14 protein-coding genes are annotated in these 13,856 nt (G+C 36.0%); 13 read left to right on the top strand and 1 reads right to left on the bottom strand.

The window, feature by feature from the left end; all coding sequences use genetic code 11:
• Positions 1-72 precede the first annotated feature (72 nt).
• The 5 genes from H0486_RS10535 (at position 73) to H0486_RS10515 (ending at position 4,029) form a co-directional block, all read left to right on the top strand.
• Positions 73-888, top strand: coding sequence for a LicD family protein (locus H0486_RS10535; RefSeq protein WP_228352966.1), 816 nt, complete (start codon positions 73-75; stop codon positions 886-888).
• 189 nt (positions 889-1,077) lie between these two features.
• Positions 1,078-1,392, top strand: coding sequence for an alpha/beta fold hydrolase (locus H0486_RS10530; RefSeq protein WP_228352965.1), 315 nt, complete (start codon positions 1,078-1,080; stop codon positions 1,390-1,392).
• A gap of 20 nt (positions 1,393-1,412) precedes the next feature.
• Entirely contained in the window at positions 1,413-1,601 is a 189-nt protein-coding gene (locus tag H0486_RS10525; RefSeq protein ID WP_267023706.1) for an alpha/beta fold hydrolase, read from the top strand.
• Positions 1,602-1,741: 140 nt separating this feature from the next.
• Positions 1,742-2,992 carry a phosphoribosylformylglycinamidine cyclo-ligase gene (purM, locus tag H0486_RS10520; RefSeq protein WP_228352964.1) on the top strand — a complete coding sequence of 417 codons (1,251 nt, stop codon included), beginning with the start codon at positions 1,742-1,744 and terminating at the stop codon, positions 2,990-2,992.
• A 182-nt stretch (positions 2,993-3,174) separates the two neighbouring features.
• Positions 3,175-4,029 carry an HDOD domain-containing protein gene (locus tag H0486_RS10515; protein ID WP_228352963.1) on the top strand — a complete coding sequence of 285 codons (855 nt, stop codon included), beginning with the start codon at positions 3,175-3,177 and terminating at the stop codon, positions 4,027-4,029.
• Between the two features lie 91 nt (positions 4,030-4,120).
• Here H0486_RS10515 and H0486_RS10510 read toward each other — a convergent pair whose 3' ends face one another.
• Complete coding sequence (locus H0486_RS10510) at positions 4,121-4,360, bottom strand: DUF2871 family protein (RefSeq protein ID WP_456300803.1); 240 nt, start codon at positions 4,358-4,360, stop codon at positions 4,121-4,123.
• Here H0486_RS10510 and H0486_RS18865 point away from each other — a divergent pair.
• From H0486_RS18865 to H0486_RS10475, 8 genes are all read left to right on the top strand, one after another.
• A complete protein-coding gene (locus H0486_RS18865; RefSeq protein WP_456300802.1) occupies positions 4,326-4,529 on the top strand; it encodes an SF0329 family protein in 204 nt (67 codons plus the stop codon). The genes H0486_RS10510 and H0486_RS18865 overlap by 35 nt on opposite strands.
• A gap of 87 nt (positions 4,530-4,616) precedes the next feature.
• Positions 4,617-5,168, top strand: coding sequence for a GyrI-like domain-containing protein (locus tag H0486_RS10505; protein ID WP_228352961.1), 552 nt, complete (start codon positions 4,617-4,619; stop codon positions 5,166-5,168).
• A 348-nt stretch (positions 5,169-5,516) separates the two neighbouring features.
• Positions 5,517-6,284, top strand: coding sequence for a helix-turn-helix domain-containing protein (locus tag H0486_RS10500; RefSeq protein ID WP_228352960.1), 768 nt, complete (start codon positions 5,517-5,519; stop codon positions 6,282-6,284).
• A gap of 277 nt (positions 6,285-6,561) precedes the next feature.
• Positions 6,562-7,281, top strand: coding sequence for an urea amidolyase associated protein UAAP1 (locus H0486_RS10495; RefSeq protein WP_228352959.1), 720 nt, complete (start codon positions 6,562-6,564; stop codon positions 7,279-7,281).
• A gap of 59 nt (positions 7,282-7,340) precedes the next feature.
• Positions 7,341-7,994 carry an urea amidolyase associated protein UAAP2 gene (locus H0486_RS10490; RefSeq protein WP_228352958.1) on the top strand — a complete coding sequence of 218 codons (654 nt, stop codon included), beginning with the start codon at positions 7,341-7,343 and terminating at the stop codon, positions 7,992-7,994.
• A gap of 97 nt (positions 7,995-8,091) precedes the next feature.
• Positions 8,092-11,676: an urea carboxylase gene (gene uca, locus H0486_RS10485; RefSeq protein ID WP_228352957.1), complete on the top strand. Its 3,585-nt coding sequence runs from the start codon at positions 8,092-8,094 to the stop codon at positions 11,674-11,676.
• Between the two features lie 13 nt (positions 11,677-11,689).
• A complete protein-coding gene (atzF, locus tag H0486_RS10480) occupies positions 11,690-13,390 on the top strand; it encodes an allophanate hydrolase (protein ID WP_228352956.1) in 1,701 nt (566 codons plus the stop codon).
• Positions 13,391-13,494: 104 nt separating this feature from the next.
• Positions 13,495-13,824, top strand: a complete 330-nt coding sequence (locus H0486_RS10475) for a P-II family nitrogen regulator (RefSeq protein WP_330594489.1) — start codon at positions 13,495-13,497, stop codon at positions 13,822-13,824.
• The last annotated feature ends 32 nt before the right edge of the window (positions 13,825-13,856 follow it).

Genomic DNA, 13,856 nt, shown 5'->3' with positions numbered 1-13,856 from the left:
ACGATGCTATCACATGAGGAGAATATGAATCATAATTTAATAATAAGAACGCAAGTGGGTTAGGTATGAGTTATGAATAATCTGCAATTAGAAAGCGTACATAAGGTTCAGCTTGAGATCGCAAATGAAGTAAAGAGAATATGTGATAAATATAATATTAAATATTTTATGATAGCAGGAACACTACTTGGAGCTGTCAGACACAAGGGCTTTATACCCTGGGACGATGACTTGGATATAGGTATGCTCAGAAACGACTACAATAGATTTATTAAATTGGCAGCAAAGGACTTAAAAGAGATATATTATTTGGAGACTTGGTATACTTCATCCGGGTATGGCTTGCCATATGCAAAAATTAGAAAGAATAAAACGAAGTATATTGAAAAAAATGCCAAGGATGTAAAGTGCCATCCTGGAATATTTATTGATATTTTTCCATTTGATAATGTTCCATATAATAAAGCGCTAAGACTAATGCAGGAATATTGGTTAAAGTTTTATCAGCACCTGATACTAGAACAATGCATATATCAAATCTCATTTAAATTTAAAGGAATAAAAGGACTGATTTATACTATGTTAAAGAAAAAAGTTAAAGGGTTAGGGGTCAAAGAACTGAAAGAAAAATATGAAGCAATATCAAAAAGATATAACAAGAAGCAGACAGAGTATGTAGTAGCTGTTGGCGGGTCATATGGATATAAAAAAGAAGTAATAAGGTTCACCTGGATATCTCAAATTGAGGAACTGGAATTTGAAGGACATTTATTTAAGGCTCCGAAAGGATATAAAGACTATTTGACTAATTTATATGGTGACTATATGACGCCACCATCTATAGATAAAAGATCTAATCGACATTGTATAATAGAACTTAAATTGTAGCTAATTTTTTTTATAAAATCTGTGAAGATGTATTGCGCTTCCTCATGATTATGGGCTAAACACAAAATGCAAGTATTTTATGTCTATATGATAAAATCTGTCAGAGGTGGATATCATTTATTGGATTTTAATTTACAAATAAATATAAATTATGTATTATTATAGAACTAGAATACTATGGAGGTTACCATGAAAAGTAAGAAAAGGCTGTTTCTGATTATTTTTATATGCTTTTTGCTTTTTACATTAGATGTTCTTGTCTGTGCTTACATAATTCCACCAGGCAAACAATATAACTATGAGTCACAGTATTTAAAAGAGAATAAAACGGATTTTATTGATATCAACGGATGTAAAATTCATTACCTTCAAAAAGGGGAAGGAGAACCTTTGATATTAATACATGGTGGTGCAGCTTGGTTATATTCCTTTAGAAATAATATAGATGAGCACAAAATCTCCGGGCACAGGTTAATTATCAAAGAAATCTCGATTGGAGCATAACAGATAAAAAACTTTCTACTATGGAGCTACCAACACTGATAATTTGTGGAAAGCAGGACAATGTTCTGCCAGTAAGTATGGCATACGAATATGCAAATAGAATTAAGAATTCAGAATTGATGATAATTGATGAAGCCAGCCATTTACCTCATGAGGAAAAGTATGAGGAAGTGAATAAGCTTATTATAGATTTTATTAATAATCAGTAGTTTTAGTCCAGAAAAGTTTATTGTTATTCTTTGTTTTCTACCATTGGTTGAATTATATACGCAAACTCGAATAACTGGTTATTGAAATCTATTTTGCCTGAATGATACCATTAATATAAGAAAAACTGGAGGTAGAAAGAATGCTGGATAGTGTAAAAGTGGGAAAATATATAGCTACAAAGAGAAAAGAAGTGGGACTAACCCAGCAACAGCTGGCAGATAAATTAGGTATTAGCTTTCAGGCTATTTCTAAATGGGAGAATGGATCTGCCTACCCTAATGTAGATATATTATATGATTTGGCAATAGAATTGGGCGTTACCGTAGATGAGATACTGGTTGGGAACGAAAAGACTGCGGATGAATTATCCTATAGTAAGGCGGGCATTGACATATCATATACCGATACTATTAAGAGTGAGATGTCTATGTATATAAATTCTAAGGATTCCAGAGTTCTGAACGGACTCGGTCCATTTGCATCATTATATGACATTGCTTTTCCCGATATAAAGGAACCTGTACTTGTTTTGAAATCAGAAGAGCCTGGATCAAAGCAAAAGCTAGCCATGGAGTATGGCTACACGGAATCTATATGCCATGATATGATTAATCATTTAGTAAATGATATTGTAGTTATGGGGGCGAAACCTCTGGCTGTATTGGATACAATCGTATGTGGAAATGCAGAAAAAGATACCATTAAATCACTGGTAAAAGGAATCTCTGAGGCTTGTAGAGAAAATGAATGTTCTCTTGTGGGAGGTGAGACGTCTATACAACCCCAAGTTGTAGGAGCGGGTGTCTATGTATTAACATCAAGCATTGCTGGAATCGTAGATAAAAGTAAGGTGATTGATGGTTCTTCCATCCAACAGGGAGATGCAGTGCTTGCCATTGCTTCAAATGGTTTACATACCAATGGTTATTCACTTGTAAGGTTATTAATGGAGAAAATGCCACAAGTAAAACTGGATAAAATCGATAATATCACATTTATTGAACAGATTATGAAGCCCCATACACCATATTATAAGGCAATCAAAGGACTATTCTTAGAAGACTGTATCAGAGGTATGGCACATATTACAGGGGGCGGAATAGAAGGAAATCTATTCAGAATAATCCCAGATGGATTATGCGCCGAGATAAACAAAGACCTGATAAAAATATTACCGATATTTAAGTACATTAAGACACAGGGTAAAATAAATGATAGTGAAATGCTTCGAACCTTTAATATGGGGGTAGGATTTATTCTGGTAGTACCACAGGAGGCAAAACAGCAGGTGAAAGTTCATGTTAATAAATTCTATAGTTGTTATGAAATTGGTGAAATCAAGAAAAGTACTGAGAAAATTCGTTTTATAGGAAGGCTTAACTGGATGTAATAGCCCTATATTATTTTGACATATTGATATCCATACCAAGTAAATATGCGGTTATCTATTTCTGATAAGTACTTTTTGCGGCAAAAGTATTATTTATATTTGCTTAGTAAAAATAGGTAGTATATAATAAATATGAGTAATTTACAAAAGTTGCATATGCAAAAATACCGGGAGGGATATTTATGGATCAGCATAACATAATAAAACTGATTAAAGCTTCAGAAAACTTGCCCCAAATACCGAAAGACTTTGGAGAAATAGTGAATATGTTTTCAAAGCCAAATGATTATGACTTGAACCTATGTGTTGAGTATTTCTCTCGCTTTCCTGAGCTCGAGACAGTTCTCATCAGGGAATTGAATTACATTTCGAAACTTGAGAAAAAGATACAAACGATCAAAGAGGCTATAAATTATCTTGGGGCTAAGAATTCTGCTCTCATTATAATTGCATATGTTACAAGGTTATTGATACCAGATAAGAATGGAAGAACAAAGATTTTTGATAATAAGAAATATTGGAAGCATTGCTTAGCTACATCGATGGCGGCATATATGATATCTGCTGAAACAAAATTATCTGACAAAGATAAAATGTTTACATATGGGTTAATACATGATATTGGTATTACTGTATTAGATATTTGCTTACCAGATTATTTGGATGAAATTAATGAAATGCACTTAAAAGGAACTCATCAGTTAATAGCAGAAAAAATAGTTTTAGATGGAATAACACACGCAGAGATTGGCAGTTGGATCTGCAAAGAGTGGGGGTTACCAGATGAGATCTTAGATATAGTTGGATTTCATCATACTCCTATGCTGGCGAATCGGAATGTCGATGAGGTAAGAATAATGCACCTGGCAGATTCCATCAGTACCAATTACTATGAAAGACTATTAGGAAATAATACCACATTCATATATACTAACAAAATAATGGAAACATTGAATATAAATAAAGCATTTATCGATTATATCATAGAGAAGATACCATCAGAAGTGGATAAACTGAACAGAATAATCATATTTTAATTATAATGCATTGTATGATGACGTGCAGACTAATATGAAATCCCCCTTTCACTGGATGTCCAATAAAAGGGGGATCAGTCATATTTATATTCTATTTCTTACTATCAGCATCATTGATTCTATTAAGCAACATCAGGAAGAATAAAATATAAGCTATTGTCATAATAATATGACTTATTCCAGCGATACCAGATATGGAAGAATCAATCATAGAGGATATTTCAAGATTTAACACCTCAACACATCCGCGTATAGCCATCATGATTACGGATAATATAAGTCCAATGTTATAGGTTATAAAGAATGCTGTTGAAGAATTCTTAAATTCCAATATCAGAGAAAGCTTATTTTCTGAAAATCCTCTTATTCGATTATTAGCAATAGTCGATCGAAGAGTGGGTAAACGAACTTTAAAGGAAATAAAGGCTTCCATTCCACAACAACCTGTATGGCTTAAGTATTTTTATGAGTTAAGGGTCCAGGCTGAAATGATCCATTGATTATATGTGTGGTTCATGATAATTTTGGTGCATCAAATGCTAGGTGATTATCAATTAGCTATGATAATATGAAGCTTGAGGGGACATATGCCAATGTTAGCGCGCGATATTGGCGTTTCATCATTATTTAGGAAATGGAAGGAGAATAAAATGGTTACAGTGCGCTTAGAAAGCAAAGAAGCATTCAATATTATTGGTATTAAGACATGGATACCAGGAACTGATAATGAAGTGTTTGGAGAGTTTTGGGAAAAAAGCTACAAACATGGTGAAGTAGAAAGAATAATGAAGTTTAGCAAAAATAAAGAAAACAGTTGTACGAAAAGTACAATTCTAGGGCTATCATGCACAGAAAAAGATCCTAATATCAGAAGTTTTTATTTTTATATAGCGGTAGAGACTGATGAGGTATCTAATCAGGGGAAATATGAAGTATATAAAGTTAAGCCATATGAATGGGCAATATTTTCAAGTGATGGTACTGGCGTTGATTCATTATTGGAAAGTGAGATGTATGCTTGGAAAGAATGGCTGCCGAATAATAATTTATATGAGCATGATAATGGACCGGAAATGGAAGTATACTTCGATAATAATAAAGTAGAGTATTGGTTACCAATAAGAAGAAAGAATAATTAAATGAGTTGAAACTTAAACGCATTCAAGGTCTTGTTATGGTGGAAAATATTGCCTCTATTCGTGTGCTTGAAAAGAACGGTTATGAGAAGGAAGGGGTTTTACGTTGTTATCCTTTTGGTCGTGAGTTTCATAATATTGTTATGATGTCTATTATCAATGCGTAATAATAAAGTACGAAATAAGAATTAGATTTGCAAATGATATCTATTTACATCTTATAGATGAATGTGTTACAACTATATAAATAGAGCATTAAAAAAAGGACAAAGGAGTTCTGGCAGTACTCCCTTGTCCTTTTTTGAACGAATTTACTTTGTAATTAAAATATTAGAAATGTGGAGGTTCAGTATGCTTAAGGAAACAGAGTGGAATACAATTAATAGTATTTTATTGGAAATCTATACGATTAAAGATATCGACATAATGGCTGAAAAGCTATTGAAAATGTTTCGCATGCTCATTCCATATTCTAATGGATATTTTGTTGTACTGGATAAAAATCAGAGCATTATAAATGATAAATCTTTTTTTATAGGATTTGATGAACAAAAAAAGCATGAATATATCAACTACTTCTATGAAAAAGATTATTTAACATATGTGTATGATATTATTACAGAGACTACAGTGTATCGTGATACTGATATTATAGAAGAAGGGGTACGAACAAAAACCGAGTTTTACAGACACTTTCTAATGCCACTCAAAATACCGTATGGAGCTGGTATTCTACTAGTGAGATATGGAAAATTAATTGGTATCATAAATTTATTCAGAAATAAGGAATTAGGTGATTTTACAGATAAAGATATCTACATATTAGGAGTATTAAAAAAACACCTTGCCAACATCATATATAATTTGCTGAATGATAGTAATAGTGAGGAAAATCAGGAGAGCAAATTAGAAAAACTGTATAATGAATACAATTTATCAGATAGGGAAAAAGAAGTTACCAGCTTGATTAAGCAGGGAAAAGCGAATAGTGATATCAGTGATGAGATGATGATCAGCATATCAACCGTTAAGAAACACATTTATAATATATATGGTAAGTTTAATGTAAAGAGCAGAACCCAGTTACTTGCATACTTATCTGAAAAGATTGATAATTGAGAGGTATTAGTTATAGGAAATAGAACTTAAGTGGTATTACAGAAGTAATAAGTTCTATAGATATGGTATAATTTTCATAATTATGGATAATTGCATAATTTTTAACGAACGCTTAATATAGGAAAATATTAAATAATAACGTAAGTGATAGGCAGACATATTAACCTGCTTATCAAAACAGAAGGTGCAAAGACGTATGATTACAAGTCTTTGCACCTTTTCGCTATTTAGTGCAGTGTCAGATAATAAGGCAATCTTGTATCAGAAGGAGGAAATTATGCAAAAGAAATGGAGTAAGATACTAAAACCAGGTGAAAAATGGTCAGGAAATATCGGCAGGAATAAATATATTCGTTTTAGAGCTATGGGACAGGATGCAAATGTATCAATGCTGTTATATAACATGTTCGATACCTCTGAAAGATATAATATGCCGGATACTTTGAAGGCCCAGTTTACAGCACATTTAACAAAGGGAAATGTCTTAATGAGCGATAATGGACGTGTTATGGCAAGTATTGTGGAGGACAGTCTTGGATGGCATGATACGATTTCGGGTTATACCACAAGAGCTATGACGGACGCAAAATATGGCAAGACCACATACCAGGACATGGGAAATGATTATCTTAGATGTGGGGAAGAGAATTTCAAAGTTGAATTAATAAGAAATAACATGAGTACAAGAGACTTAGTCCCATGCGTTAATCTTTTTTCAAAAGTTTATGTAGAAGAAGATGGTAGCATGCATTATGAACAGGGACATTGCAAGGAAGGCTCAACTGTAACGCTCAGAAGTGAGATGGATGTCATAATTATTCTTTCCAACACACCGAATCCATTAAATGAAACGACTTTCTATCCTGCAGTACCTGTCGAAATACAAGTTTATGATGCTCCGGAAGCAGATTTATTGGACGAATGTGTCAATCACAGGCCAGAGAATTACAGAGCATTTGAAAACACATGGGAATATTATAATTTACTAGGCAGATAAAAGGAATATTGATTACAGTATTAAAAACCAGAAAAATATCATGGATAGGAGATTTAAATATGTATGGATTTATAAAAAAAGAAAGTGATTTAAAGATAGAAGATGCTATTTATGATCAAGTACTTGATGCAGGGCTAGGCTGGATGCATGCACTAAACCCGGGACAAAGTCTTCGGATTATTGATCTGGAAGGTAATCAGGCAGTGGATACCACATTTTATGATATGACAAATCCCGAAGATCATTACGGAGCAGTAACAACGATTGTAATGCAGAAGAATATTTACTTAACCACGGGCAGTATATTAAGAACCGAATCAGGAAAACCATTACTGGAAATAACAGCGGATTTGACAGGACGTCATGACACCATTGGTGGAGCCTGTTCATCTCAGAGCAATACAGTCCGTTATGACAGAGAAAAACTATATATGCACAACTGTCGTGATAGCTTTATGTTACAGCTTGCAAATGATACTACCGGTTTAAAGAAGCGTGATTTAGCTCCAAATATAAACTTCTTTATGAACGTTCCGGTAACAAAAGAGGGTGGCCTGAAATTTGATGATGGAGTATCTGCACCGGGAAAGTATGTGGAAATGAAAGCCTTAGAGCAGACAATGGTATTAATCAGTAACTGTCCACAGTTAAATAACCCATGTAATGCATATAACCCAACCCAGGTAAGACTTATCATCTGGGATCCGGTATAAAATATTACCCTCATCATTAATGCTCATAGTTGATATTGATAGAAAGAATCAGCTGAGTGGTGGATAAAATGATATAAATTGAAAAGGAGTAATTCGTATGTTTAGTAAAGTGCTGATTGCAAATCGTGGAGCAATAGCAGTAAGGATAGAACGAACGTTAAGGAAAATGGGTATAAAAAGTGTGGCTGTGTATTCAAAAGCAGACCAGGATAGTATTCATGTTGAAAATGCAGATGAAGCGATCTTCTTAGGAGAAGGAACAGCAAAGGAAACCTATCTGGATACCAGTAAAATCCTTGATGCCGCTATTAGTTCGGGTGCTCAGGCAATTCATCCCGGCTATGGCTTCTTAAGTGAAAATACAGATTTCGCCAGAGAATGTGAGTCAAAGGGAATCAAATTTATTGGTCCTACCCATGAGCAGATTCAATTGTTTGGATTAAAGCATTCGGCTAGAGAATTAGCTAAAAAAGCCGGAGTTCCTTTGCTTCCCGGCACAGGACTTTTAAGTGGATTAGAAGAGGCATTAGAGAATGCAAAGAAAATTGGCTATCCGATTATATTAAAAAGTACTGCAGGCGGCGGTGGAATAGGAATGCGTATCTGTAATTCCTCTGAGGAGCTTATACAGGCCTATGAGGGAGTACGCTATTTAGCATTAGCCAATTTCAATAATGCAGGTGTATTTATTGAGAAGTATATTACCCGTTCCAGACATGTGGAAGTGCAGATATTTGGTAATGAATTCGGTGAAGTAGCAGCGTTAGGTGAACGTGATTGCTCAGTACAAAGAAGAAATCAGAAGGTGGTGGAAGAAAGTCCTGCTCCCAGGTTTGATAATAGCGTCAGGGAGAGAATGTATGATGCAGCGGAAAGCTTGGCGAAAGAAGCCTCTTATCGGAATGCAGGAACAGTAGAATTTCTATATGATGAAGCAACGCAGGAGTTCTATTTCCTCGAAGTCAATACCAGACTTCAAGTTGAACATGGCATCACAGAAGAAGTTTTGGGTATTGATTTAGTGGAATGGATGATAAAGGAAGCAGCTGGAGAGTTAACAGGACTAAAAATGTTGGTAGACAATCCTAAAGGACACGCAATTGAAGTTCGAGTATATGCTGAGGATTGCATCAATGGTTTCAGACCGTGTACAGGAAAAATAGATGACTTACATTTTGATTCGTTAGCCAGAATAGATACATGGATACAAAAGGGAATTGAGGTTACTTCTTTATATGATCCCATGTTAGCGAAACTCATCGTTCATGGAGAGGACAGACAGGACGCCATCAATAAAATGAAACGCGTACTTACCGAATCAAGGGTATACGGAGTTACCACAAATATGCAGTATTTAAAGGCTCTTATTGAAACAGAGGTTTATAATGAAGGCTCTTTATTTACTGGAATGCTAAATGATTTTATTCCGGAAGAAAAGGCGATTGAAGTATTAGATGGCGGTGTTCAGACCACAGTTCAGGATTATCCCGGAATGATCGGATATTGGTCCGTTGGTGTTCCCCCTTGTGGACCCTTTGACAGTTATAACTTTAGAATTGGTAACAAGCTTCTGGGAAATCCTGAGAATGCAGCGGGACTGGAACTGACATATAAAGGTGGCAGTTATCGCTTCAGAACTACGATGAGCTTTTGTATTACTGGTGCTGATATGCATGCTACACTGGATGGTGAAGAAATTAGCATGTATCAGGTTATTCATGCAGCACCGATGCAAATTTTAAAATTTAAAGAATGTAATAAAGGTATGCGTACGTATTTACTTATTGCAGGTGGACTTGATGTACCTAAGATTATGGGAAGTGGTTCTACATTTATTGATGGTAAGTTTGGCGGTCATAACGGCAGGGCCTTGAGAACTGGTGATGTGATAAGGGTAAACGACAATTGTCTAATAGACTCTATTGAATCTGTACCTGATATGTACAGGCCAACACTTTCCAATGAATGGACCATAGGAGTAATACTGGGACCTCAACCAACATCGGAGTATCTGCATTCCGAATATTTAACGACATTAATATCTTCTGTATATGAAGTTAACTTCAATAGTGCCAGAACTGGTATCAGACTAAATGGACCTATCCCTCAATGGGTTAGAACGGATGGAGGTGATGCAGGGTTACACCCATCCAACATCCATGATAATGCGTATGCAATTGGCACATTGGATTTAACAGGTGATCAGTCGATACTGCTTGGACCTGATGGTCCAAGCCTTGGTGGATTTGTCTGTCCGGTAACTACGGCAAAGGGTGAACTATGGAAGCTTGGACAGTTACATCCCGGCGATAAAGTACGTTTTCAGCTGCTAACTCTGGAACAGGCAGAAGTCATAAGGAAGGCAGTAGAAGAGAACATAAATCAAAACTACAAGGTGGTATCGCTTCCTGAACAGGTACACTTAGATGCAGAATATGCCATCCTTGCAAGGGATAATGTAGCTGATACGGATATTACGGTAAGACTTGACGGAGAAGAGAATATATTAGTTGAGTTCGGGCAAATGGAACTTAATATCGACCTTCGTTTTAGGGTACATATACTAATGCAGGAGTTGGAAAAAATGAGGCTTCCCATCATAGATTTAACTCCAGGGATTCGCTCAATTCAAATTCATTTTGATATTGATCAGATATCATTGAAAGAAATAGTAGATATCGTGTTGAAGGTCAATGCAGCATTACCTGAACTTGATAATGTAACCGTACCTTCAAGAATTATCAAATTGCCTTTGTCATGGGATGACCCGCAGACCAGACTTGCGGCCGAGAGATATCAACAAACAGTCCGTTCAAACGCTCCATGGTGCCCTAGTAATCCCGAGTTTATTCGAAGAATCAACGGCCTTAGCAGCCTTGATGATGTCAAAAACATCGTATTTAACGCGAACTATCTTGTATTGGGTCTGGGAGATGTATATTTGGGCGCACCTGTCGCTACCCCCATTGACCCAAGACATAGAATGGTGACAACAAAATATAATCCGGCCAGACCTTGGACTCCGGAAAATGCAGTCGGAATTGGTGGCGCATATTTGTGTGTTTATGGAATGGAAGGCCCCGGGGGCTACCAATTGGTAGGAAGAACCATTCAAATGTGGAATTCGCTAAAGGAGACAGAGTACTTTACCAAAAAGAAACCATGGTTTTTAAATTTCTTTGATCAATTGAAGTTCTATCCCGTCTCGGCAGAAGAAATTCTCAAATACAGAGAAGATTTCATAAGAGGAAAATTCAAAGTAGAAATTGAAGATACGACATTCAATCTTGGAGAATATAAAAAATTCCTTGAAGATAACAAAGTGTCCATTAAGGCATTCAAGGAACATCAGGAAGCCTCCTTTGAAGCAGAGCGTCAGAGATGGAAAGAGCAAGGTCTTGATAATTATGTGTCAGAAACAGAAGAAGAAGCATTATTTATTGACGAGGATATTCCGATTGGCTGTGAAGTGATAAGAGCCAGTCTCCCCGGAAGTGTATGGAAAGTACAGGTCAAAGAGAAGCAGGTAGTGAAAGAGGGAGATATCTTAGTAATACTTGAAAGTATGAAGATGGAATTCCCAATCGAATCAAAATACAACGGTATTGTGGAAAAGCTATACATGGATCCCGGTGAACAGGTAAACAGCGGACAGCTGGTAGCGTGTATAAAGGTAGAATAAAGGAGTGCATCTCATGAAATATTTTCCTAAAAAGTTATCAATAGCATGGATAGAAAAGAGATACGAATCGGGAGAATTAAGTCCTTTGGAATTAGCAAATGAAATAATTCGTCGGGCGAAGGAGTATGAAGATTATAATATATGGATTGTAAAGCCATCTATGGATATGATGAAGCAATATATTGATGCATTACCACCATATACCAAGGAGCTTCCTTTATGGGGGATCCCTTTCGCAGTAAAAGATAATATTGATCTTAAAGATGTTCCCACCACCGCAGCCTGTAAAGAATATGAATATATACCGAAAACCAGTGCTACTGTAGTTGACAAACTAATAAGTGCCGGGGCTATTCCAGTCGGGAAGACCAATCTGGATCAGTTCGCTACTGGCCTTGTTGGCACCAGAAGCCCATATGGTGAATGTCATAATGCATTGAATCCGGAGCTTATCAGTGGAGGATCCAGTTCCGGTTCTGCCGTAGCAGTAGCACTTGGAATGGCGGCTTTTTCACTAGGAACGGATACTGCTGGTTCTGGGAGAGTACCGGCTGCATTAAATTGTCTGATTGGATATAAGCCGGCACTGGGAGCATGGTCTACGAAAGGAGTTGTGCCTGCTTGTGCAAGTATTGACTGTGTATCAGTATTTACGAATACTCTTGAGGATGTAATATTAGTAAATTCATTAGTTAGAGAATTTGATGAAGATTGCAGCTGGTCTAGGAGATTACCGCGGATTATACCAGTAAAACCCAGGAAAATACTCTTACCAAGCGAAGGACCGATATTCTTTGGAAAGTTTGCTAAGATCTATAAAGAAAAATGGGAAAATGCCATAAATCGTATTAAAAGGCTTGGAATTCCGGTTGAATATATTGATTACACAATATTTGAAAAAGCAGCATCAATTTTATATGAAGGCCCTTGGGTAGCAGAACGGTGGAAAGATTTAGGTAAGTTCATTCACAATAATCCTGGAAAGACTTTTCCGGTAACAGAGGAAATCCTTCGTGCAGGCGAAAAAAGGGAGTATACGGCAGCCAAACTTTTCGAAGCAATCCATACTCTTCAGGATTATAGAGTAAAGGCAGACAAAATACTACAGGATTCTGTACTTATCATGCCGACCGTTGGAGGAACTTTCTACAGAGATGAGGTGAGAGAAAACCCAATTGAGACAAACAAAATGATGGGCTTATATACAAATCATTGTAATCTTTTAGATTTATCTGCAATTGCAATTCCTGAAAAACAGGATGACAACGATATTCCATTTGGAATTACTATTTTTGCATTAGCTGATTCAGAAGGTTTGGTTCTTAAAACCGCAGATACATTTCTTCATTCTGAAACCATACCGATTGCAGTATGTGGTCTGCATAAAAAAGGATATTTATTAGAGAACCAGTTAACCGTACAAGGTGCAGTATTTACAGAGAAAGCAAAGACAACTGATAAATACAAGCTGTACAAGCTTAATTCAACACCTGTGAAACCAGGAATGGTAAGGGATGAAAAGAATGGAACCTATATTGAAGTAGATGTATATGATATTCCGGTTGCTAACCTTGGTATATTCATGAAACAGGTAACATCGCCGCTTTCGATTGGTGAAATAGAATTGGAAGACGGCAGGTGGGTTAATGGTTTTATATGCGAACCATATGGAGTAGAAAATGCAGAAGATATTTCTGATAGTCATAGTTTTTAGTTCAGAAACCGCTTTAACGAGTAATACAACTAGGATGCAGATCCTGTTTTTATAAATGCTACAAGAATATTAGTTGCCCGATATAAGGGGGAATGGAGGAAAATATGATGAAAATGATAAAAGCTATCATAAGACCGGAAAAAGTGGAGGATGTACTGGATGCACTTATGAAAAAAGGTTATTCAGCGGCTACTCGTATGAATGTATTGGGAAGAGGAAAGCAAAAGGGGTTAAAAGTCGGGGTTACCTATTATGATGAAATCCCAAAAGAAATGATTATGATTGTTGTAAATGATGAAGATGAGGAAAAGGTTATCAAGATAATTGCAGATTCAGCAAAGACAGGTAAAAACGGTACTTACGGAGACGGAAAAATATTTATATCAGATGTGGAAAGGGCAGTTACGATAAGCAGTGGAGAAAACAGATTATAAAGATAGCCAATACCAGTGGTAGAAGGGAGGAA

The organism is Variimorphobacter saccharofermentans, assembly GCF_014174405.1.
Lineage (GTDB): Bacteria > Bacillota > Clostridia > Lachnospirales > Lachnospiraceae > Mobilitalea > Mobilitalea saccharofermentans.
Note: the sequence above shows the minus strand (reverse complement) of the source record. Positions and strands in the feature narration are given on the sequence as shown.